17 protein-coding genes are annotated in these 22742 nt (G+C 33.1%); 8 read left to right on the plus strand and 9 right to left on the minus strand.

Going from position 1 to position 22742, the window contains the following annotated elements:
• Positions 1 to 24 precede the first annotated feature (24 nt).
• The 5 genes from HB672_RS04735 to HB672_RS04755 form a co-directional block, all read right to left on the minus strand.
• Complete coding sequence (locus tag HB672_RS04735; protein WP_167608551.1) at positions 25 to 2547, minus strand: DPP IV N-terminal domain-containing protein; 2523 nt, start codon at positions 2545 to 2547, stop codon at positions 25 to 27.
• An 83-nt stretch (positions 2548 to 2630) separates the two neighbouring features.
• Positions 2631 to 3245: a deoxynucleoside kinase gene (locus HB672_RS04740; RefSeq protein ID WP_167608554.1), complete on the minus strand. Its 615-nt coding sequence runs from the start codon at positions 3243 to 3245 to the stop codon at positions 2631 to 2633.
• Between the two features lie 3 nt (positions 3246 to 3248).
• Entirely contained in the window at positions 3249 to 4028 is a 780-nt protein-coding gene (locus tag HB672_RS04745; protein ID WP_167608557.1) for a hypothetical protein, read from the minus strand.
• A gap of 35 nt (positions 4029 to 4063) precedes the next feature.
• Entirely contained in the window at positions 4064 to 4750 is a 687-nt protein-coding gene (locus tag HB672_RS04750; RefSeq protein WP_167608560.1) for a response regulator transcription factor, read from the minus strand.
• The gene (locus tag HB672_RS04755; protein ID WP_167608563.1) at positions 4743 to 6263 is read right to left on the minus strand and encodes a HAMP domain-containing sensor histidine kinase; all 1521 of its coding nucleotides are present in this window, start codon (positions 6261 to 6263) and stop codon (positions 4743 to 4745) included. Before HB672_RS04755 ends, HB672_RS04750 begins: the two co-directional genes overlap by 8 nt.
• Before the next feature lie 124 nt (positions 6264 to 6387).
• Between HB672_RS04755 and HB672_RS04760 the strand changes: the two genes are divergently transcribed.
• From HB672_RS04760 to HB672_RS04775, 4 genes are all read left to right on the plus strand, one after another.
• Entirely contained in the window at positions 6388 to 7236 is an 849-nt protein-coding gene (locus HB672_RS04760) for a GLPGLI family protein (RefSeq protein WP_167608566.1), read from the plus strand.
• 104 nt (positions 7237 to 7340) lie between these two features.
• Entirely contained in the window at positions 7341 to 8222 is an 882-nt protein-coding gene (locus HB672_RS04765; protein ID WP_167608568.1) for a GLPGLI family protein, read from the plus strand.
• 37 nt (positions 8223 to 8259) lie between these two features.
• Complete coding sequence (locus HB672_RS04770; protein ID WP_167608571.1) at positions 8260 to 10974, plus strand: TonB-dependent receptor; 2715 nt, start codon at positions 8260 to 8262, stop codon at positions 10972 to 10974.
• A gap of 136 nt (positions 10975 to 11110) precedes the next feature.
• Positions 11111 to 12661, plus strand: a complete 1551-nt coding sequence (locus HB672_RS04775; RefSeq protein ID WP_167608574.1) for a M20/M25/M40 family metallo-hydrolase — start codon at positions 11111 to 11113, stop codon at positions 12659 to 12661.
• A 134-nt stretch (positions 12662 to 12795) separates the two neighbouring features.
• On the opposite strand, the gene HB672_RS04780 is transcribed toward HB672_RS04775, so the two are convergent.
• The 4 genes from HB672_RS04780 to metK form a co-directional block, all read right to left on the minus strand.
• Complete coding sequence (locus tag HB672_RS04780; protein WP_167608578.1) at positions 12796 to 13272, minus strand: hypothetical protein; 477 nt, start codon at positions 13270 to 13272, stop codon at positions 12796 to 12798.
• On the minus strand, positions 13262 to 14464 hold the full coding sequence (locus tag HB672_RS04785; protein WP_167608582.1) for an FtsX-like permease family protein: 1203 nt from the start codon (positions 14462 to 14464) through the stop codon (positions 13262 to 13264). Before HB672_RS04785 ends, HB672_RS04780 begins: the two co-directional genes overlap by 11 nt.
• Positions 14461 to 15087, minus strand: coding sequence for an ATP-binding cassette domain-containing protein (locus HB672_RS04790; protein ID WP_167608585.1), 627 nt, complete (start codon positions 15085 to 15087; stop codon positions 14461 to 14463). Before HB672_RS04790 ends, HB672_RS04785 begins: the two co-directional genes overlap by 4 nt.
• Positions 15088 to 15238: 151 nt before the next feature.
• Positions 15239 to 16492: a methionine adenosyltransferase gene (metK, locus tag HB672_RS04795; protein ID WP_167608589.1), complete on the minus strand. Its 1254-nt coding sequence runs from the start codon at positions 16490 to 16492 to the stop codon at positions 15239 to 15241.
• A gap of 724 nt (positions 16493 to 17216) precedes the next feature.
• Here metK and ilvD point away from each other — a divergent pair.
• The 4 genes from ilvD (at position 17217) to ilvC (ending at position 22735) form a co-directional block, all read left to right on the plus strand.
• Positions 17217 to 18896, plus strand: a complete 1680-nt coding sequence (ilvD, locus tag HB672_RS04800) for a dihydroxy-acid dehydratase (RefSeq protein WP_167608594.1) — start codon at positions 17217 to 17219, stop codon at positions 18894 to 18896.
• Positions 18897 to 18905: 9 nt separating this feature from the next.
• Positions 18906 to 20639 (plus strand): biosynthetic-type acetolactate synthase large subunit, encoded by a 1734-nt coding sequence (gene ilvB / locus HB672_RS04805; protein ID WP_167608598.1) that lies wholly within the window; start codon positions 18906 to 18908, stop codon positions 20637 to 20639.
• 2 nt (positions 20640 to 20641) lie between these two features.
• Positions 20642 to 21172: an acetolactate synthase small subunit gene (ilvN, locus tag HB672_RS04810; RefSeq protein ID WP_167608602.1), complete on the plus strand. Its 531-nt coding sequence runs from the start codon at positions 20642 to 20644 to the stop codon at positions 21170 to 21172.
• A gap of 66 nt (positions 21173 to 21238) precedes the next feature.
• Positions 21239 to 22735 (plus strand): ketol-acid reductoisomerase, encoded by a 1497-nt coding sequence (ilvC, locus tag HB672_RS04815; protein WP_167608605.1) that lies wholly within the window; start codon positions 21239 to 21241, stop codon positions 22733 to 22735.
• Positions 22736 to 22742 lie beyond the last annotated feature (7 nt).

Here is a 22742-nt window from a genome sequence, read left to right on the forward strand (position 1 = left end):
TTTTATATTATTTAAGAACTCAGCTTAATCATTTTTTGGTGTTTCCCTATTCATCTCAGTCATATCTATTTCATTTGGACCAACACCTAATAAGTGTTCGCTGAAATAGTCAGCCCACATCCAGAAAAAATATTGACTCATATTTCCATAGCCATGACGTTGGGTTGGGAAAAGGAAAAAGTCAAAACGCTTGTTAGCTTTTATTAAGGCATTTGCCATTCTAATGGTTCCAGCTGGATGTACATTATTATCAATATCACCTGTGGTTAGCATTAAATGACCTTTTAAATTTGCCGCTAAGGATTGATTTTTATCGATCATATATTTGTAGCTAATCTTACCGTCAGCATCTTTTTCTTCTTTTATACCATGGTGCGTTTCACTCCACCAGCTATTATATACTGTATTATCATGATTCCCAGAAGACGACACCGCAACTTTAAAGAAATCTGGATATACTAACATGGCAGCAGTACTCATAAATCCACCTCCTGAGTGACCAAAGATGCCTACCTTTTCAATATCTATAAAGGAGTGTCTATCAGCTAATTGCTCAGCAACATATTTCTTATCTGCTAAACCATAATCTCTTAAATTATTGTAACCGTAAGTGTGGTACCATTTAGAACGCGCAGGATGACCACCTCTGTTACCTAAAGTAACCACAATAAACCCTACTTGAGCTAAACGATCAACCCTATCCATTCGAGCTGAAAATGATTTATTTACAGCTTCAGTTTGAGGTCCTGGATATACATATTGGATTAATGGATATTTTTTGTTTTCATCAAAATCGAAAGGTTTATATATTACGCCATAAATATCTGTGATGCCATCATCTGCTTTAGCTTTAAAAGGTTCAGGGAACTTATAACCAGTTGCCATTAGCTGAGATAAATCAGCTTCTTCTAATTTCATAACTAAGCCTCCAGTGCTGCTTCTTAACTCAGATTTTGGGACTGTATTTACTCTAGAAAAATTACTTACAAAATATTTATTAGAATCAGATACGTCCACACCACTATTGAAGTCGCCTGGATTTAAACTTTTAAAACCAGATCCATTTAAGTTGATTTTATATAAATGGGCATAATAAGGATCTATGTTTTTATCGACACCATTAGCTGTAAAATAAACTGTACGTTCACTTTCATTAATCCCTTGGAAAGTATCTACATGAAATTCACCACTCGTAACTTGACGCTTTAAGTTTCCGTTTGCATCGTATAAATAATAATGACCCCAACCATCTCTTTCAGACCAGAATAAAATTTCAGATTCATTATTAAATAATCTAATACTCTTTCCTCTACTTTCTATGTATGTATTAAAGTGTTCTTCTATTAAAGTAGTTGCTTCTCCAGTATTAATATCTGCAACATGCACGTCAAATCGTTTACGATCTCTACTAGTAGTATTGAAGTATACTTTTCCTTTTTTAGAAAGTAATAAAGCAGGTTTATGTTTGCTGTCGTCATTTTTCTTGTATCTATGAGAGTATAACCCAACACTTTGTTGTGCAGTAGTATCTAATTTAATTTCTGTCATTCCTTTTGTTGGAATATCAAAAATATGAACATAAGGCTTAGCAAATTCTTGTTCTCCAGCCATGTGGTATTTATAGGTTTCGAGAGTTGGACGACCTTTTGAAGCGTTGTTAATTACCCATAAATCTTTTATTTCTCTTGAATCTGAACGCTGTGTAACAAATTTCTTAGAATCATGCGACCATAAACCAAAAATACCTTTTCTGTGATCTTTAGTTTTTTCTTTTTCAACATTGGTTTGGCCTCTTCCACCACCTCCATAGCTAAAATGTTCAATACCATCAGTTGTCCATTGATGCTCAACAATGGTTGAGTCTTTTTCATCCTCTATGGCTTTAAGGAAGTTTTCTTTATCCATCCAATATAAGTTGTGTTTTTTGGAGAATAATACAATAGAGCTATCTGGTGCCACATTTGCCCAACGTATACGTTTTTCGTCATCTTTAGAATTGTCAATGATAGTTAAACCATTTCCTCCAAGACGATATTCAAGATAATACACCTTTTTTTCCATTTTAGGTTTTTTCTTTTTGGCCTTTTTAGCTTTTGTAGAGTCTTGTTCGGTTTCTTCTTTTTCTTCTTTTTCGTCGTCTTTAGCCTCAACTTCTTCAGTTGAGGTTACTCTAAAACGAATAGCTGTTTCATTTTTAACGAATTCAAAATCAAAACGTGGTAAGTGTTGTGCATCATATGGATCTTTTGTGATTTCGGTTAACCACTTAGCCATTTTAGCATTATCGAATAGTTTAGTTCTAGTACGCTTATCTGGATCTACAATGTAGTAGTTAGACCCTTCGGTGGTTTTGTATTGATACCAAAAACGATTGCCAGTTTTTAACCAATTAGGACGCACTGTGGTAGAGTGTACTAATTTACCAAGGTTGTTTGGTGAATATTTTGCGGCTAATCTATAATTAGGGATTGGCGTTTGACTTTCATCTTGAGCAAAAATGAAAGTTGTGCTTAAAATACATATAAGCAAGAATGTGAACTTTCTCATAATTGTTGGTTGGAAATTTATATAAACTTTAGTTTGAGTGACTAAAGTAATAAATCTAACCTTAAAAATGAGTAACTATTTTCTTAAAATAAACCGTGAATTTCGGCGTCGATAGTGTTTAAGATGCTTCCTAAATCTTCAGGATTATCTACAAAGTCTAGATTATCAACATCAATAATAAGTAATTTACCTTTGTCATAACCATGAATCCATGCTTCGTAACGTTCGTTAAGTCTACTTAAATAATCAATACTAATGGAGTTTTCGTAATCGCGACCTCGCTTATGAATTTGACTCACTAAATTTGGAATTGAGCTTCTTAAATAGATTAATAAATCTGGACCTTTTACTAAAGATTCCATAAGCTGAAATAATGATGAATAGTTTTCAAAATCACGATTGGTCATTAATCCCATTGCATGTAGGTTAGGTGCAAAAATGTGTGCATCTTCATAAATGGTTCTATCCTGGATAATTTCTTTCCCACTTTGGTGAATTTGTAAAACTTGACGAAAACGACTATTTAAAAAATATACTTGAAGGTTAAAGCTCCAACGCTCCATTTGATTATAGAAATCATCCAAGTAAGGGTTGTCAACGACATCTTCTAATTGAGCTTCCCATTTATAATGTTTTGCGAGTAATTTTGTGAGTGTAGTTTTTCCTGCGCCAATATTTCCTGCTACTGCAACGTGCATATTTTATTCGTTTATTAGTTGGTATTGATGAAGCATTTCACCGTCGTAAATATACAAGGTTTCATTGGTTACAAAAAACCGTTTTATTAACAATTTTGGTAAATCCAACTCAGTCATTTTACCACTATCTTTAGGTAATATAAACAGACTGTTATTAGATTTTAAAACTAAACTGCCGTTGGTTTCGGCTAATTGCTCAAAGCCATTATTTGGTTGTTTTGAGATAAGGCTTCCAAAATAATTATAAGTATAAATAAAAGTGTCGGTTAAAAGCCAACAAAAGTTATAGTTGCTTTTTAAATCTAACACATTTCCGTCTATTGGAAGTGTTGTATGTTTTGTTTTATTATTGATGAAATCAAAAAGTTCTAATTGCTGTGTGTTGTCATTAAAAAGCCAAATGGCATTGTCATTGGCTGAAGAGATTTTTGTAACAATCCGGAAAGGTGTAAGCAAATTAAAATCTATCTTTTTTATCTCTGCTAATCGATTGTCGAGAATTACAATAGTATTAAAATCTTTATAAAAAAGATTAATCTTTAAAGGATTAAAAGCATTTACAGATGTAATGTCCCCTAACTGTAAATTGCTATACTCAAAGTTTCCTTTTGTGCCTTTTGAGTAAAATGTGTTATCACTAAAGCTATATTGTGTTCCAAACTTATCTATCTGGATAATATTTTCACCTTCAAAATTATACTTGGCTATCTGCTTTACAGGAATTTTTTCTTGAGCAAACAACGAAAAAGAAAGAATAATAAATATGTACTTAGCGTAATTCATAACAGAATTGAAAAGTACAAAAATCAAACCATTTTTTAGCAAATTAGTTTATAACCAAAACCACGAACATTTACAATTTGAATACTCTCATCTTGTTTTAATTTTTTACGAAGCTTGGTTATAAAAACATCCATGCTTCGGGCTGAAAAGAAATCGTCGGTTCCCCAAAGTTTATTTAAAATTAACGAACGGTCTAAGACTTGGTTTTTATGTTTTATCAAATGATACAATAAATGTGCTTCCCTATGAGTGAGTTGTACTTTTTCGGAGTTTTTAAACGTGATGTGTTGTTTTGGAAAGTTAAACGTATACGCTCCAATTTCTAAAATATCAGCTGTTTTTTGTAGTTGCGTTCTATTTAGCAAATTATTAATTCTAGCAATAAGCTCCTCAATGCTAAATGGCTTTTTTAAATAATCATTGCCTCCAATATTAAAGCCTTCAACAACATCCTCAGTTTGGGATTTTGCAGTTAAAAAAAGTATTGGAATAGCATCGTCTTCCAAACGAATTTCTTTTGCCAAAGTGAACCCATCTTTTTTTGGCATCATCACATCAAGCACCAATAATTCTGGACTGCTTTGTTTATAAGCCTGATAGGCTTTTTCACCATTTTCACAAAGAAGTACGTTAAAGTTTCTGGTTTCTAAACTTTCCTTAATTATTTGCCCCAAAGCAGGTTCGTCTTCGGCTAGTAATATGGTGTTTTTTGATCTATCCATTTGGAACCGAAATTTTAAATGTTGTCCATTGATTATCTAAGTTTAAATGGACGGCACCATCATGCTTTTCTATAATTTTTTTTGCGTAATACAATCCAATTCCAAAACCTTTTATGTCGTGGGTATTCCCTTTTGGGATGCGATAAAATTTTTCAAAAATCCTATCCTTATTCCCTTCGGTTAACGTTTTTCCATCATCAGAAATAGTTACAGTAAAACCAATGGTGTTTTGTTTCAGACTTACCTTTATGTTTTTTCCACCATATTTTAGGGCATTATCGATTACGTTATTTATGGCATTTTCAAAATGAAAGCCATCTATGTTGGCAAAAAACTCTTTTTCTGAATCATCAAACGATATAGATTTTTCTTTTAATTCTAACGCATGCTTGCTTATAAGGGTTTGAATTAAATGAGTAACATTACTTTGTTCCTTTTTTAATTCTAAATTTTCGCTATCAAGCGATGCTGTTTCAAGAAGTTTTTCGACCATAACATTCAATTTTGTTAATTGATTGTTAGACATATCTATGTATGTTTTGGTTTTTTCTTTATCATTTATAACATTAAAATTTTTAATACTTTCTAGCGCAACACCAATAGTGGCTATTGGAGTTTTAAACTCATGTGTGATGTTGCTAATAAAATCGTTTTTAACTTCGGCTATTTGTTTTTGGTGTTTTATAATTTTAAGCAAATAGAACAAGCAACTTATTACAACTAGTACCAGTAATGTAGATAGTAAAATTCCTGTAAGTATGCGTTTTAGTATCTCTTTTGTGGAATTGGTAAAATGAATGGTTAAAGTGCTGTTTTTTGGTAAAAAAGTAGATTTTGAAATCGCATTTAAAGAGGCTGCTTCAATAATTTTTTCATTATACAATTCTCCCTCTTCGTCATTAATAATAAATGACAAGCCAAAATCAACATTCAATTTTTTTCTGAGAACTTCTTGCTTTATAAGAGTGTCTATTGAAGCTAAACTTAAAGAATCTTGAGATAATGAAAAAATGACTTTAGAGGTAAGAACTTTAAAGTTGTTAATAATTAAAGAATCTGGCTTATCTTGATTCAAACTTATATATTCAATTCTCTTACTTACATGACTACTATCATTGTGGTTATTGTGTATGGTTTTTAAAAGTGAATCTGCTTTTAATCCTTCAAAAACCTGTATACCATTAGGTTTGTCAACACTAATTTTTAAAGAATCAAAATTTGGCAACTTATTTTCACTGAATTTAATGGCGCCAAAAATACTATCAAATTTTCCAGCCTTGGCAAAAATATCATCTTCTGATGTTGCTTCAATGGCAAACCCAATAGTACTTTTTTCTGCTAAATTCGCATAATAGGTCTCAATAGCATTATCTAAACTAGCTTGTACATCATTAACTAATTGTTGTTTGTTTACGCCATAATTTTTATAGTTCCAATATATTTGAATACCAATGGTGCTAATAATTACAGCAATAATAATGTATAGAATTAGTCTATATCTAGTATCATTCATAAATCAAAAGTAAACGTTAAAAGCTTACTAAACCAATCACTTAACACACGTTAACACTAGTTAACGGTAAAATTGTAAATTGCTTGTCATATTTGTAATATCAAATTATTAATCAAAAAATAAAATGAACAGATTTACAAAATTATTAGTCGTCATCACAGTGCTTATATCTTCAAGTGTCATAGCACAAGATTTTCAAGGAATAGCTACTTATAAGTCACACCGAAAAGTGGATATTAAGTTAGATAGCTCTCAAATGAATTCCGATATGCATAAACGCATGATGGATATGATGAAAAAACAATTTGAAAAAACATACAAGCTTACTTTTAATAAGGAAGAGTCTGTTTTTAAAGAAGAAGAAAAATTAGAAGCACCACAGTCTCAAGGAATGGTTATGGTAATGGTTGAAACAGGTGGCTCAGATGTGTTGTATAAAAACACAAAAGAAAAGCGTTATACCAATCAAAATGAATCGTACAGCAAGCTGTTTTTAATTCAAGATGAATTAGAAGATTTAGAATGGGAATTGGGTAGTGAAACAAAAAACATTGGAGAGTATACAGCCTACAAAGCAACCTTAACAAGAGAGGTAGAAGTTCGTGAAAGTGGTATAAGCGTTAATGGAGACAAAGATCTTGATGAAGAAGCCGCCGAGCCAAAGATGGAAGAAATCACCATTACTGCTTGGTACACACCAGAAATACCTGTAAACTCTGGGCCAAGAAGTTATCATGGTTTGCCAGGATTAATTCTTGAGGTTACAGATGGCACCGAAACTTTAATGTGTACAAAAGTTGTTTTAAACCCTGAAAAGACTATAGAGATTAAAGAGCCTACCAAAGGCAAGAAAATTACTCAAGAAAAATACGATGCCATTATGGAAAAGAAGATGAAAGAAATGAGAGAGCGTTTTAGAAATAATCGTGAAAGAAGAGACGGAAACAGTGTCGAAATTCGTATTGGAGGCTAATTTTCTGAAATAATTAACATACCTCGATTAAACTATTCATCAATTTTATAGTCAAATACGTGTTAAACGTATTTTTTAACAAAAACTTTTAGACTTAAAAACAGATGAAATCACAATCTATTAAATTAATAATTAGCGCTTTAGTAATAATTGCGACTACCTTTTCTTATGGACAGCAAGATTTTCAAGGAAAAGCATATTATTTCTCTAAAACAACCATGGATATGGGGAACTTTGGCGGAAGAGAAATGAGTCCAGATATGAAAAAACGAATTGAAGAAAGAATGAAAAGCATGTTTGAAAAAACATTTATTCTAACTTTTAATAAAGAAGAATCTATTTATAAAGAAGAAGAAAAATTAGAAGCTCCAGGTGGCGGCGGAATGCGTTTTGGTGGATTTTCTATGACTGGAGGTGACCAATACAAAAATGTAAAAGAAAATAAACTGCTTATAGAACAAGAGTTTTTTGGAAAGCAATTTTTAATTAACGATGAATTAAAAAAACTAGATTGGGTAATGACTGCCGAAACCAAACAAATTGGGAAGTATATGGCAATGAAAGCTACTGCTGTAGTAGAATTAGATAACACAGATTTTATGAGCGCAAGAAGAAGAGATAGAGGTCGAGATAATGCAGATAGAGCTAAAGCGAGTGATTCTACAAAAACTAATAACCCAATGGATGAGATAGAAATACCAAAAACGCAAATAGTTACTGCATGGTACACACCTCAAATTCCAATTAACCAAGGACCAGGAGAATATTGGGGACTTCCAGGACTAATTCTAGAAGTAAGTGCAGGAAGAACAGTTATTTTATGTTCAAAAATAGTGATGAACCCTGGAGAGAAAGAAGAAATTAAACGACCATCTAAAGGAAAAGAAGTGAACCAAAAAGAATATAGCGATATAGTTAAGGAAAAGATGGAAGAAATGGTGAATATGCGAGGTAGAGGTCGTCCAGGAGGAGGTAGAAGAAACTAAAAATCATTAATCAAAAAAATCAACTAAAAACATCTAGATGAAACAATTAATTACAGCAATTATTTTGCTAGTAGCATGCACCTCTTTTGCTCAAGTGAGAGTAGAAGGCGTTATAAAAGATAGTATTGGTAATCCGCTTGAACTCGCTAATGTGATAGCAATCAATCAAGACACCAAAATTTTAGATTCTTACGGTATTACCAATGGTCAAGGTAGATATAAATTAAGTCTAAAAGAGAATTCAAAGTATGAGATTCAGGTGAGTTATATAGGCATGAAAACTGCCAAAGATAGCATTGAAACCAAGACTGAAGCCTTTAATAAGGACTTTACTTTATATGCCGACAATTCATTAGATGCCATAGAGTTGACCTATGAAATGCCTGTATCTGTAAGAGGTGATACTTTGGTTTATAATGCAGATTCCTTTAAAACAGGTACTGAAAGAAAACTAGAAGATGTACTTGAAAATTTACCTGGAGTTGAAATTAATGATGATGGGCAAATTGAAGTCGAGGGTAAAGTAGTTTCTAAAGTTATGGTAGAAGGTAAAGAGTTCTTTGATGGAGATTCTAAATTAGCAACTCAAAACATTCCATCTAATGCTGTAGATAAAGTACAAGTACTTAAAAATTATGCTGAGATTGGACAATTAAGTGGTGTTACTAACAATCAAGATAATGTAGCTATTAATATTAAACTAAAAGAAGGTAAAACTAATTTCTGGTTTGGTAATATAACAGCAGGTGGAGGTGATTCGCCTAATGGAGGCTTATACATGTTTCAGCCTAAGTTGTTCTATTATAGTCCAAATTACAGTATCAATGTTATTGGAGATTTAAACAACCTTGGTGAAGTGGCTTTTACAAGAAGAGACTATTTTAATTTCTCAGGTGGGTTTAGAGGTCCTAGTAGATCTAGCGGAACAAATATTAACTTAGGAAACAATAACTTAGGGTTTTTATCAACTCAAAACAATAGAGCGAAGGATATCGAAACCAAGTTCGGAGCTGCTAATTTTAGTTGGGCGCCAAACAAAGCTCTTGATTTAAGTGGGTTTGCAATCTTTTCTAATAACAAGACTGAAATACAAGAAAATAGAGATTTACAATATGTAGATCCTGATTCAAGTAATCGTGATGAAAGAACAGAAAGCAACACGGTTCAAAATAGTGATTTAGCAATGTTGAAGTTGTCTGCAAAATACAAGCCAAATACAAATAATCAATTGGATTATGATATTTTTGGAAAGGTTTCAAAAGAAAGGCAAGACCAAGGACTTTTGTCTTCGCAAATTGGGAATATCAATCAAATAGAAAGTTCTAGCCCTTATAGTATTAATCAGAATGTAAACTATTATTATACACTAGACGCAACCAATATTTTCGCCTTTGAAGCACAACATTTATTGAGCGATGAAGATCCATTTTACAATGCTATTTTAGCTGATAAAAGTAATTATGATGATACAGCAGTTAAATTAGGTTTAGATGGTGCGCAATTAGATTATAATATTGGACAAGATAAACGCATAAAATCTAATCAATTAGATGCCAAGCTCGACTATTGGAATATTTTAAATACCAAAAGCGATATTAATTTCACTCTAGGTACCATATTGAGTAATCAAAAATTTGACTCTAATATTTTTCAATTTTTAGATAACGGTTCAAGGTTTAATCCAACACCAACTATTAATGGAGGCTTAGACGACAATAATATAGATTATAGTTTTAGTGATGTGTATTTAGGGATTCATTACCGCTTAAAATCTGGTATTTTCACCTTTACACCAGGAGTTTCTGCACATGCATATAGTACAAAAAATGACCAGTTTGGAACAGAAACTACAGAAAGCTTCTTTAGAGTGCTCCCAGATTTTAATATGCGTTTGCAATTAAAAAAGAGTGAACAATTAGTATTTAATTATCGTATGCAAACACAATTTACAGATGTGTCTAAATTTGCTAGAGGTTTGGTGTTAAACAATTATAACTCTTTGTTTTCTGGTAATCCAGAGTTGGAAAATGCATTATCACATAATGTTAGCTTAAGTTATTTTAGTTTTAATATGTTTAATTACACTAATGTAAATGCTAGAATTGGTTATAACAAAAATATTGATAACATTAGAAATAGGTCAAATTTTGAACCAGGAAGCGTTATAAATATTAGTTCGCCTATTAATTCAGACTTTGCAGATGAAAGTGTAAGTGCTTCGGGACGTATGCAACGAACGTTTAATAAAATTCGAGGTACTTTAAGTGGAAGTTTTAATTATTCAAAATTCAATCAACTTGTACAAGATGTACCTTCTGTAAATGAAAGTTTTACACAAAACTATAGAGCGCAATTAAGAACTAATTTTAGAACGGCACCAAATGTAGAAATAGGATATCGATATACAATTCAAGATAATCAACAAGGTAGAGGAGACGATTTAAAATATTATACAAAAGCACCTTCCATAGAAGTGGATGCTTATATTTTAAAAGCGTTCACGTTTAGAACAGATTATTCGTATAATAACTTTAGCGACGAAGAGAAAACTATAAATACCTATGAGTTTTGGAATGCTTCCTTAGCTTATAGAAAAGACCGAGACGCAAAATTTGAGTACGAAATAAAAGCAACAAATTTATTAGATACTAGAGCGCAAAACCGAAGTAGTGCTACGGATTTTGTAGTGAGTGCCACCGAGTACTTTATACAACCTAGGTTTGTCTCCTTTAGGTTACGATACGAACTTTAATCATATGTATTTAAAAGAGCTTGTAAATTACAGGCTCTTTTTTTGTTAAACTTTATGTTAAAGCCGCATACTTTTAAGGCATATTTGTATATTAGACATCTTATATTTATGAATTTACAACCAATCAATTTTTAAAATGAAAAACGCAATTAAATTATTGTTAGCATTTGCATTACTATTTAGTAGTAATATTTATGCTCAAAGTGACGATCCTGTTATAGAAGGAATCGTTAAAGAAGCTAATGAAAACTCACAACTAGAGCGATTAGCACACGAACTTTTAGATGTAGTAGGACCAAGATTAGTTGGGACACCTCAAATGGAACACGCAAGTAAATGGGCAATCGAACAATATGCTAAATGGGGAATAGAAGCAAGACAAGAAAAATATGGTACATGGCGTGGTTGGGAGCGTGGTATTACGCATATCGATATGGTATCGCCTCGTGTACAGTCACTAGATGGTACGCAATTAGCCTGGAATCCAAGTACAGGAAGTAAAGGTGTCACAGCCGAGGCAATTACATTGCCAAACTTTGCCGATGAAGCTGCCTTTAAAGCATGGTTGCCTAGTGTTAAAGGAAAATTAGTGCTTATCTCAATGAACCAACCAACAGGGCGTCCAGATTATAACTGGGAAGAATTTGCAACTGAAGAATCTTTTCAAAAAATGAAGGATGGTCGTGATGCAATGACTAGAGAATGGAGAGCAAATATTCGTAGAACAGGATATAATACACGTACTATTATTGCCGCTCTTGAAGATGCTGGAGCAGCAGGTCTTGTGTCATGTAACTGGTCTAGAGGATTTGGTGTTAATAAAGTATTTAGTGCAAGAACAAAAAAGATTCCAACAGTCGATATGGAATTGGAAGACTATACAATGGTATATAGAATGGCAGAATATGGTGACAAGCCAGTACTTAATATTGTTGCAGAATCTAAAGATTTAGGTGAAGTACCAACGTTTAATACTATTGGAGAAATTAAAGGAAGTGAAAAACCTAATGAGTACATTATACTATCTGCACATTTTGATTCTTGGGATGGCGGACAAGGAGCTACAGATAATGGAACAGGAACTTTAGTAATGTTGGAAGCCATGCGTATTTTAAAGAAAATATACCCTAATCCAAAGCGTACTATTATTGTAGGACATTGGGGAAGTGAAGAACAAGGTTTAAATGGTTCCAGAGCTTTTGTTGAAGATCATCCAGAGATTGTAAAAAATGTACAAGCATTATTTAACCAAGATAATGGTACTGGTCGTGTTGTAAACATTTCAGGATCTGGATTTTTACATGCATACGACTATTTAGGACGTTGGCTAAATGCTGTACCAAGAAGCATTACCAATCATATAGAAACCAGCTTTCCTGGAACACCAAGTTCGGGAGGGACAGACCATGCAGCGTTTTTAGCTGCTGGAGCACCTGCATTTAATTTAAGTGCTTTAAACTGGTCTTACTGGAACTATACATGGCATACAAATAGAGATACTTATGATAAGATAGTATTTGACGATGTTCGTAATAATGCTATCCTTACCGCTATTTTAGCTTATAAGGCATCTGAAGATCCAGAAAGAGTCTCAAATGAAAAAATGGTAATGCCAATTAATCCAGGAAATGGAGAACGCCGCGAATGGCCGGCTCAAAGATCCCCTAATAGAAAAGGTGGCATGTAATCCTTTTGCATAAATTATAAAGCCTTCTCATAACGAGAAGGCTTTTTTTTGTTTCTTTAAACAATTCGAATATAAATTGTTTTAATGTTTTTAAAGGGAAAAGCTATTTTTAATTTAACTCAAGAAATGCTTAATTAAGATTCTGAAAACACTACAGAGGAATTTTCTAAAACATAGAAATATTCATCGTCTTCTTTTACTACAGATAAGGTACCTGTTACGGTAACAATGTCATCGGTTTTAAATTTTGACTTTTCGTTTTGAAAATCCGCAAGTTCAATAACCGTTTCAGGACCAACACCAGTGCAAAAAAAGCAATTTTCAAAAGGAAATCTTGATAGCATGTACCATATAGAATCTGCACCTAAGTCTAAAAAATAGCCTCTAACAGTAATCTGTTTTCCTTCAACATCTTTTAGGGTTAATGTTTTTTCATCGTCATTTTTGTTAGGAAGATATACGACAGTTGATTTTTTACCGTCATTTTTGTTAGGTAAAATTTCATTGCGATATACGGTAGTGAGTTCTTTCCAAGTTATTTTTTCTTGACTAAAAGCAGTAGTGTAAAATAAAGTAAAAAGAAAAAGAAACAATACAGATTTAACTTTCATGACTTATAATTTTAGAAATATCCATTTTAAATATTGGACGAATGGCTATTAATGTTGCAATAATAATTATGCCAAATATAAACAATAACAATTCTAAGATGTCATTTTGGTATTCTAATAAATAGATCTGTTGTTTATAAGTGTCTTTAATTAAAGAAATTATAGTTTGTAAACTAAAAGTAGCTAATAAAACACCTAAGAAAAAACTAAAAACGCCAACTAATAAACCTTCAGAAAACACAAGTAAAATTAAGGTGTTTCTATTAGCACCATAGGTTCTAATTAACGCTAATTCTTTGGCTCTTTCTTTTACCATTCTATATAAACTAACAAACATACTTATACCAGAAACAAATAGAATGGAAAGAGCAATCCATGTAATTGCTTTTGTGCCTATTGCTGTAAATTTAAAAAGCTTATCTAGCTGATATTTTGGTAATGCTGCTTGAAATGGAGTGTTTTCATTAATATTTCTTGGTAGGAATAGCAAGCCTCTTTTGTTTTTAAACTTTATTAATAATGCTGTTATATCTTCGTTGTCATGAGTGTGATCTTGGTTGCCATTTTCATCTTCATGCTCATGGAGATGCCAAATACTTTCTAGATTTGTTAAAATCAATCGATCTATAACATTTTGTGTAGGTTTTAAGATTCCTACAACTTTAAGAGGATAATCATCATGACTTTCAACAGCATTTTCAATCATTCCGTGCCCGCTGTAAAAAGTATCTCCAATGTTTAAGTTCAAGTTTTTAGAAACAGCATTGCCAATAACAACTTCATAGGTTTTATTGAACATAGCTCCAGCTTCTATACTTGTTTTATTCAGATCGACATAATCAACAGAAGTACCAACAATTTTATAGCCTTTATAATTATCACCAATTGCAATTGGAATAGCACTTCCGATGTACTTATTTTCTGCAATCTTTTTTGCTTCATTATAAGGAAAATTCCCAGTAGGATTGTCAATATGTAAAACAGTAGAAAGTACTAATTGTAACGGACTTCCTTTGGCACCAACAACCATATCAACTCCATTTAAACTTTGCTGTAATTGAGATTCAAAAACTTTGTTTAGTTGTTTTACTCCAAGTAGTAATCCAATACTTAAAGAAAGTATCAAAACCGTTAAAAAAGTTTGTAACGGTTTGGCAATAATGTTTTTGTAACTAAGCTTTACAATGTTCATAAAACAATAGTGTTAGTAAATGAATTTTTTATACGTTGATCATGAGTAATGATAATCAAATTCGCATTCGACTTTTTTGCCTGACTTTTCAATAAATCAATTACTAATTCACAATTTTCATCATCTAAACTTGAAGTTGGCTCATCCGCAAGAATAATATCTGGTTTATGAATAACACCTAAAGCAATCCCTAAACGTTGCAATTGACCTGTACTTAATGTATTAGGTTTTTGGTTTTTTACAGAAACTAAATCTAATTGATTCAAAATGTTTTCAATCGCTTCTTTTTGCTTGGAAATTCCACTAAAATACAATCTAGCTTGTAAGTTTTCGTAAACGGTTAATGAAGAAACCGCAATGGTATTTTGAAAAACAATACCAATATGCCTTCCCCTAAAAGCATCTAATTTTTTACTACCAATACTGGTGATATTGGTGTCGTTGATGAAAATATTTCCATTATCCGGACTTAAAATTCCTGCCAATAAATGTAAAAGAGTGGTCTTGCCAATACCCGATTTACCAAGAATTAATAATGATTGACTGCTGGTTAACTCAATATCAGGAAAATTAAAAGAAGATTCTTTAGTATAAGAAAAAGTTACATCTACTGTTTTAAGCATAAAAAACTATATAAGAGTGTAAATATATTAAGTTTTAATATTTATGAAGATACTTTATAAACGAATGTAGACATTTTTCTTATAATGATAAGAATAAAAAACCTCATAACAATCAAGTTATGAGGTTTTATTTTTTTATTGAGAAGAGGAATTAGAGTCCGAATTCTGTTTTTACTTTATCCACATAATCCAACTTTTCCCAAGTAAATAACTCAACGTCCATAGTAATTGGTTCGCCATTTGGTTGTTCAAAGGTTTTAGTTACAATCTCATGAGGTCGTCCCATGTGTCCATAGGCAGCAGTTTCGCTGTACATTGGGTTGCGTAGTTTTAAACGTTCTTCAATAGCAGCAGGTCGCATATCGAAAATCTTTGAGACTTTTTCTGCAATTTCACCATCAGTCATATTAAAAGCGCATGTGCCATAAGTATCTACAAAAATCCCCATTGGTTCAACAACACCAATAGCGTAGCTTACTTGTACTAGTACTTCGTCACAAACACCAGCAGCAACTAAATTTTTTGCAATATGTCGCGTTGCATATGCAGCACTTCTGTCTACCTTACTTGGATCTTTACCAGAGAAAGCGCCTCCACCATGAGCACCTTTTCCACCATAAGTATCCACAATAATTTTACGTCCTGTTAATCCTGTATCGCCATGAGGTCCTCCAATCACAAACTTTCCTGTTGGGTTGATGTGGTATTTAATATCATCTGTAAACAATGCTTGTATATCGCTAGGTAATTTTGCTATAACTCTTGGAATTAATATCTCAACAATATCTTTTCTAATTTTAGCTAGCATTGTCTCATCAGTATCAAAATCATCATGTTGTGTAGATATTACAATAGCCTCAACGCGCTGTGGTACATTGTCGTCGTTATACTCAATAGTAACCTGACTTTTAGAATCTGGACGTAAATAGGTAATCTCCTTATTTTCACGACGTAATTCAGCAAGTTCCTTTAAAATTAAATGAGCTAAATCCAATGCCAAAGGCATATAGTTTTCTGTTTCACGAGTGGCGTAACCAAACATCATACCTTGGTCGCCTGCTCCTTGTTCTTCTTTGTTTTCTCTATCAACACCTCTATTAATGTCCTCTGATTGCTCATGAATTGCCGAAAATACACCACAGGAATTACCGTCAAACATATATTCACTTTTGGTATAACCAATTTTATTAATGGTTTCTCTTGCTATTTTTTGAACGTCTAAATAGGTGTTCGATTTCACTTCACCAGCTAACACAACTTGACCAGTGGTTACTAAAGTTTCACAAGCTACTTTTGAGTCTTTATCAAAAGCTAAAAAATTATCAATTAAAGCATCACTAATTTGGTCTGCTACTTTATCTGGATGTCCTTCAGAAACACTTTCCGAAGTAAATAAATATGCCATAAATCACTATTTTGTTTAATAAAATAAGAAAAAATGTGATTGCTTGGTCGCTAGAGAAGTATCTTGATTACTGCTTTAGCATTTTTTAATGAGGTTGCAATCAGAACAAATTTTTCCTCTTATAATTTGATGGCAAATGTAAATAATATAAGGTAACTAAAAAATGGTTTTTATATAAATTGCGATTAAACAGAAAAATATTCTATAATTAGAAGTTTATTGGTTTTATAAACGAATATTTTTCTGCGGTAATTGAATTTGGTTATTAAAAATATTATTCTAATATTTGAACTAACAAATGCAAAAGCAAATATTAAATATCATTTCTATTATTAGCGTCGTGATTATTTCGCAACGGTAAAAGGATGGTATCTAAAATTCAAATAAAAATTTAAGCCTTCCTTTTTTCGGAAGGCTTTTTTTATGAATTACAAAATGAAATACATAGTCAACATTATAATTATTGCCATTATTAACTCAAGTTGAGTTGATGCAGCTAGCTATATATAATTTAGGCCTGTATCAATTTGATTCAGGCTTTTTTTGTTAGAATTTTTATACGTTGAACATCATATATAAAGCAGCTTAAAGTACTGATAAACAATAAAATACAAAAGATGAACACATAATGACTTTAGACTAGCTTAATTGATGTTCAATTAGTAAAAGATGGAAACCTCTAATTTCGAAATCTCTAAGCTTTGCTTAGCATCAAAAACGTAAAATGAAAGCATTAAATAAATACAGTAGAACAGTTACTCAAGACCCAACACAGCCTGCCGCGCAAGCTATGTTACATGGTATTGGTTTAACAAGAGAAGACTTTGAAAAACCGTTAGTAGGTATTGCAAGTACAGGTTATGAAGGGAATCCTTGTAACATGCACTTAAATGATTTAGCAAAATTGGTGAAGCAAGGAACACTTAATGAAAATGTAGTGGGATTAATATTCAACACCATTGGTGTTAGTGATGGAATTTCGATGGGAACTCCAGGAATGCGTTACTCATTACCTTCTAGAGATGTTATTGCTGATTCTATGGAAACAGTAGTGCAAGCTATGAGTTATGATGGTTTGGTGACTGTAGTTGGATGCGACAAAAATATGCCTGGAGCCTTAATGGCAATGATTCGTTTAAATAGGCCTTCCATTTTAGTGTATGGTGGAACTATAGACTCAGGTTGTCACAATGGTAAAAAATTGGATGTTGTTTCTGCTTTTGAAGCTTGGGGAAGTAAAGTGGCTGGAACCATGGAGCAAGAAGAATTTGAATGCATCGTTAAAAAAGCGATTCCTGGTGCTGGTGCTTGTGGTGGAATGTATACAGCTAATACTATGGCGTCAGCCATTGAAGCATTAGGAATGGCATTACCTTTTAATTCTTCAAATCCAGCGAGAGGAGAGGCAAAAGAAAAAGAAGCTGTAAAGGCTGGCGAAGCGATGAGATTGTTGTTGGAAAAAGATATCAAGCCTTCAGATATTATTACCAGAAAATCACTTGAAAATGCTATTCGATTAGTGACTATTCTTGGAGGCTCTACAAACGCAGTCTTACACTTTTTAGCAATAGCAAGAGCAGCACAAATAGACTTTACTTTAGCGGATTTTCAAAAAATAAGTGATAATACACCATTCCTTGCCGATTTAAAACCTAGCGGAAAATATTTAATGGAAGATGTTCATGCCGTAGGAGGTATTCCTGCGGTTTTAAAATACTTATTGAAAAAAGGGTTACTTCATGGTGATTGCTTAACTGTAACAGGAAAAACGCTAGCTGAAAATTTATTAGATGTTGACGATTTAACAGTAGGTCAAGAAGTAATTAAGCCAATAGAAAATCCTATTAAAATTTCAGGACATCTTAGAATGCTGTATGGCAATTTAGCACCAGAAGGTAGTGTTGCTAAAATCACAGGCAAAGAAGGATTGAAATATCGTGGAACTGCAAAAGTTTTTGAAGGAGAATACGATGCTAATGATGGTATTCGTGATGGCAAAGTACAAAAAGGAGATGTCGTTGTGATTCGTTACGAAGGACCAAAAGGAGGTCCAGGAATGCCAGAAATGCTAAAACCTACTGCTGCTATTATGGGGGCAGGTTTAGGAAAAGACGTGGCTTTAATTACAGATGGTCGTTTCTCAGGAGGAACTCATGGATTTGTTGTTGGACATATCACTCCTGAAGCGCAAGAAGGAGGAACAATTGCTTTGGTAAAAGATGGTGATATAATTACTATTGATGCCGAAACCAATAGTATTACTCTTGAAGTTTCAGAACAAGAACTTCAACAAAGAAAACAACAATGGAAAGCACCAAAATTAAAAGTAGAACGAGGTGTATTATACAAATATGCAAGAACAGTTTCATCAGCAGCCAAAGGTTGTGTAACCGATGAATTTTAAATTATGATTATGGAAACATTAACGGTAAAACAAAAGCAATACCTAGAGCAACCAAAAGAACGTATTTCTGGAAGCGAAGCTATTGTGAGATGCTTATTAGCTGAAGGAGTAGATGTACTATATGGTTATCCAGGAGGAGCCATTATGCCAGTTTACGATGAGCTTTATAAATATCAAGATAAAATTCATCATGTGTTAACACGTCATGAACAAGGTGCAACACATTCGGCACAAGGTTATGCACGTATTTCTGGAAAAGTTGGAGTAGCCATGGCAACATCAGGTCCTGGAGCAACAAATTTAATTACAGGTATTGCTGATGCACAAATTGATTCTACACCAATTGTATGTATAACAGGTCAAGTACCATCGCATTTATTGGGAAGCGACGCATTTCAGGAAACTGATATTGTTGGTATTTCAACGCCTGTAACAAAATGGAATCATCAAATCACTAAAGCTTCTGAAATTCCTGAAGTCATGGCTAAGGCATTTTACATTGCAAAAAGTGGACGACCAGGACCAGTTTTAATTGATATTACCAAAGATGCTCAGTTTGAAGAGTTTGATTTTCAATATAAAAAATGCGAAGGTATTAGAAGTTACAATCCTGTTCCCAAAGTTGAAGATTCTAAATTAGCAGCAGCAGCAGATTTAATAAACAATGCCAAAAAACCAATGATTGTTTGGGGGCAAGGTGTGATTTTAGGAAAAGCGGAAGATGAATTAAAAGCAGTGATTGAAAAAGCAGGAATACCTTCTGCATGGACAATTATGGGAGTATCGGCAATTCCAACATCACATCCATTAAATATTGGAATGGTTGGTATGCATGGGAACTATGCACCAAATGTTTTAACTAACGAATGTGATGTATTAATTGCCATAGGAATGCGATTCGATGATAGAGTAACTGGAAAGTTAGATGAATATGCGAAACAAGCCAAGGTCATTCATTTTGAAATAGATCCAGCCGAAATAGATAAAAATGTAAAAACTGACGTGGCTGTTTTAGGCAATTCTAAAGAGAGCCTAACAAAGTTATTACCACTATTAAATGCTAACTCACATACCGAATGGCTTCAAAAATTCAAAGATTTATATACTATTGAATTTAACAAAGTGATAAAAAATGATTTACACCCAACAAAGGAAGGTTTAACTATGGGAGAAGTATTGAATGAAATCAATACACAAAGTAAAGGAGAAGCTGCAATTGTGTCTGATGTTGGTCAGCACCAAATGATAGCTTGTCGTTATGCGGAATTCAATAAAAGTAAAAGCAATATTACTTCTGGAGGATTAGGAACTATGGGATTTGCCTTACCAGCTGCGATCGGAGCAAAAATGGCTGCTCCAGATAGAGAGGTTGTAGCTATTATTGGTGATGGTGGTTACCAAATGACTATTCAGGAATTGGGAACTATTTTTCAAACCAAAGTACCTGTGAAAATAGTGGTATTAAATAATGATTTCTTAGGAATGGTTCGACAGTGGCAACAACTGTTTTTTGACAAACGCTATGCGTCGACTGAAATGACAAACCCTGATTTTGTAGCTATTGCTAAAGGATATTATGTAGATGCTAAACGTGTGACTAAGCGTGAAGAACTAGCGTCTGCAGTAGAAGAAATGATGCAGAGTAAAGATGCTTATTTCTTAGAAGTTTGTGTAGAAAAAGAAGATAATGTATTCCCAATGGTGCCATCAGGTGCTTCAGTTTCAGATATTAGATTAGAGTAATTATGGATAAAAAAATAAAACAGTTTACGGTTTCGGTTTATACTGAAAATAACATAGGATTACTGAATAGAATTTCAGCAATTTTTCAACGAAGACATATAAATATTGAAAGTATTAATTCATCTGCTTCTGAAATTGAAGGCGTGACTCGTTGGACCATTTTGGTGAACATGACCGAAGACCAAATGAAAAAAATTATTGGTCAAATCGAAAAGCAAGTCGAAGTAATTAAAGCCTATTATCATACAGACGAAGAAACAATTTATCAAGAGTCGTGTATGTTTAAAATTAAGTCTGATTTACTGTTTGACGAACGTCAAATTCAGAATATTATTAAAGAAAGTAATGCTCGTATTGTTACTGTAAATAAAGAGTTTTTTGTACTTGAAAAATCAGGGCGAAGAAGCGAAATAGAATTATTACATAGAGAATTAAGTGCTTTCGGAATCATGCAATTTGTTCGTTCAGGGCGCATTGCAGTGACTAAAGATGAAATGAAAATAACAGAAATGCTAGCCGCATTCAATAATTAAAAATTAAAGTTGAGCTGTCACTTCGAGCGCAGTCGAGAAGAAGTGAAAACTAATAAAATTAAAAAAATGACAAATTATTTTAACACATTATCGTTAAGTCAAAAATTAGAACAATTATCTAAATGCAGATTTATGGAATCTTCAGAATTTGAGGATGGTGTTTCTGCATTAATTGGTAAGAGAATAGTAATCGTTGGATGTGGAGCCCAAGGTCTAAATCAAGGATTAAATATGAGAGATTCAGGATTGAATATTTCTTATGCATTACGTGAACAAGCAATTGCAGAACAACGTCAATCTTACAAAAATGCCACAAGCAACGGATTTAATGTTGGTACCTATGAAGAGTTAATTCCAACTGCAGATTTAGTATTGAATTTAACGCCAGATAAACAACACTCTAATGTTGTGGATACTGTGATGCCAATGATGAAAAAAGGTGCAACCTTATCGTATTCTCATGGATTTAATATCGTGGAAGAAGGCAAACAAATTCGTAAAGATTTAACGGTAATCATGGTAGCACCAAAGTGTCCAGGAACCGAAGTTCGTGAAGAATACTTACGTGGTTTTGGAGTGCCAACATTAACTGCTGTGCACCCTGAAAACGACCCAGAAGGAAAAGGTTGGGCTCAAGCTAAGGCATATGCTGCTGCAACTGGAGGGCATAAAGCAGGCGTGTTAGAATCGTCTTTTGTTGCTGAGGTAAAAAGTGATTTAATGGGTGAGCAAACCATTTTATGTGGTGTATTACAAACAGCGTCTATTTTGTCTTTTGATAAAATGGTTGAAGAAGGGATTGATGCAAATTATGCGGCAAAACTCATTCAATATGGTTGGGAAACAATTACAGAAGCATTAAAACATGGTGGAATTACCAATATGATGGACAGATTGTCTAATCCTGCAAAAATTAAAGCTTTTGAATTATCAGAAGAATTAAAAACAATCATGAAGCCATTGTTTGAAAAGCATATGGACGACATCATGTCTGGACATTTTTCAAAAACCATGATGGAAGATTGGGCTAATGACGATGTGAACTTGTTAAAGTGGAGAGCTGAAACAGGAGAAACAGCTTTTGAAAAAACAAGTGCAACTGCTGAACATATTTCAGAACAAGAATATTTTGACCATGGTGTATTAATGGTTGCATTTGTAAGAGCAGGAGTAGAGTTGGCTTTTGATACTATGGTTGCTTCAGGAATTATTGAAGAATCTGCTTATTATGAGTCATTACACGAATTACCATTAATTGCAAATACTGTTGCAAGAAAGAAGTTATTCGAGATGAACAGAATTATTTCTGATACGGCTGAGTATGGATGCTATTTATTTGACCATGCTTGTAAACCACTATTGGTAGATTTTATGAAATCCGTTGACACTGATGTTATCGGTAAATCGTATGCGTCTTCCAATGCAGTTGATAATGCTGAATTGATTGCCGTAAATGATGCGATTAGAAATCATCCCATTGAAGCTACAGGAAAAGTACTTCGTACAGCAATGACAGATATGAAAGTGATTAAAACTGAAGCCCAAGAAGCTGTACTAGCTTAAACTAATA

Origin of the sequence: Gaetbulibacter sp. S0825, assembly GCF_011777505.1 — a bacterium.
Taxonomy (GTDB): Bacteria; Bacteroidota; Bacteroidia; order Flavobacteriales; family Flavobacteriaceae; genus Pontimicrobium.

Bases quoted from the DNA above. Each gene is read 5' to 3' on its own strand.
- HB672_RS04735 (WP_167608551.1), bottom strand. From the start codon at position 2,547: ATGAGAAAGTTCACATTCTTGCTTATATGTATTTTAAGCACAACTTTC.
- HB672_RS04740 (WP_167608554.1), bottom strand. From the start codon at position 3,245: ATGCACGTTGCAGTAGCAGGAAATATTGGCGCAGGAAAAACTACACTC.
- HB672_RS04745 (WP_167608557.1), bottom strand. From the start codon at position 4,028: ATGAATTACGCTAAGTACATATTTATTATTCTTTCTTTTTCGTTGTTT.
- HB672_RS04750 (WP_167608560.1), bottom strand. From the start codon at position 4,750: ATGGATAGATCAAAAAACACCATATTACTAGCCGAAGACGAACCTGCT.
- HB672_RS04755 (WP_167608563.1), bottom strand. From the start codon at position 6,263: ATGAATGATACTAGATATAGACTAATTCTATACATTATTATTGCTGTA.
- HB672_RS04760 (WP_167608566.1), top strand. From the start codon at position 6,388: ATGAACAGATTTACAAAATTATTAGTCGTCATCACAGTGCTTATATCT.
- HB672_RS04765 (WP_167608568.1), top strand. From the start codon at position 7,341: ATGAAATCACAATCTATTAAATTAATAATTAGCGCTTTAGTAATAATT.
- HB672_RS04770 (WP_167608571.1), top strand. From the start codon at position 8,260: ATGAAACAATTAATTACAGCAATTATTTTGCTAGTAGCATGCACCTCT.
- HB672_RS04775 (WP_167608574.1), top strand. From the start codon at position 11,111: ATGAAAAACGCAATTAAATTATTGTTAGCATTTGCATTACTATTTAGT.
- HB672_RS04780 (WP_167608578.1), bottom strand. From the start codon at position 13,272: ATGAAAGTTAAATCTGTATTGTTTCTTTTTCTTTTTACTTTATTTTAC.
- HB672_RS04785 (WP_167608582.1), bottom strand. From the start codon at position 14,464: ATGAACATTGTAAAGCTTAGTTACAAAAACATTATTGCCAAACCGTTA.
- HB672_RS04790 (WP_167608585.1), bottom strand. From the start codon at position 15,087: ATGCTTAAAACAGTAGATGTAACTTTTTCTTATACTAAAGAATCTTCT.
- metK (WP_167608589.1), bottom strand. From the start codon at position 16,492: ATGGCATATTTATTTACTTCGGAAAGTGTTTCTGAAGGACATCCAGAT.
- ilvD (WP_167608594.1), top strand. From the start codon at position 17,217: ATGAAAGCATTAAATAAATACAGTAGAACAGTTACTCAAGACCCAACA.
- ilvB (WP_167608598.1), top strand. From the start codon at position 18,906: ATGGAAACATTAACGGTAAAACAAAAGCAATACCTAGAGCAACCAAAA.
- ilvN (WP_167608602.1), top strand. From the start codon at position 20,642: ATGGATAAAAAAATAAAACAGTTTACGGTTTCGGTTTATACTGAAAAT.
- ilvC (WP_167608605.1), top strand. From the start codon at position 21,239: ATGACAAATTATTTTAACACATTATCGTTAAGTCAAAAATTAGAACAA.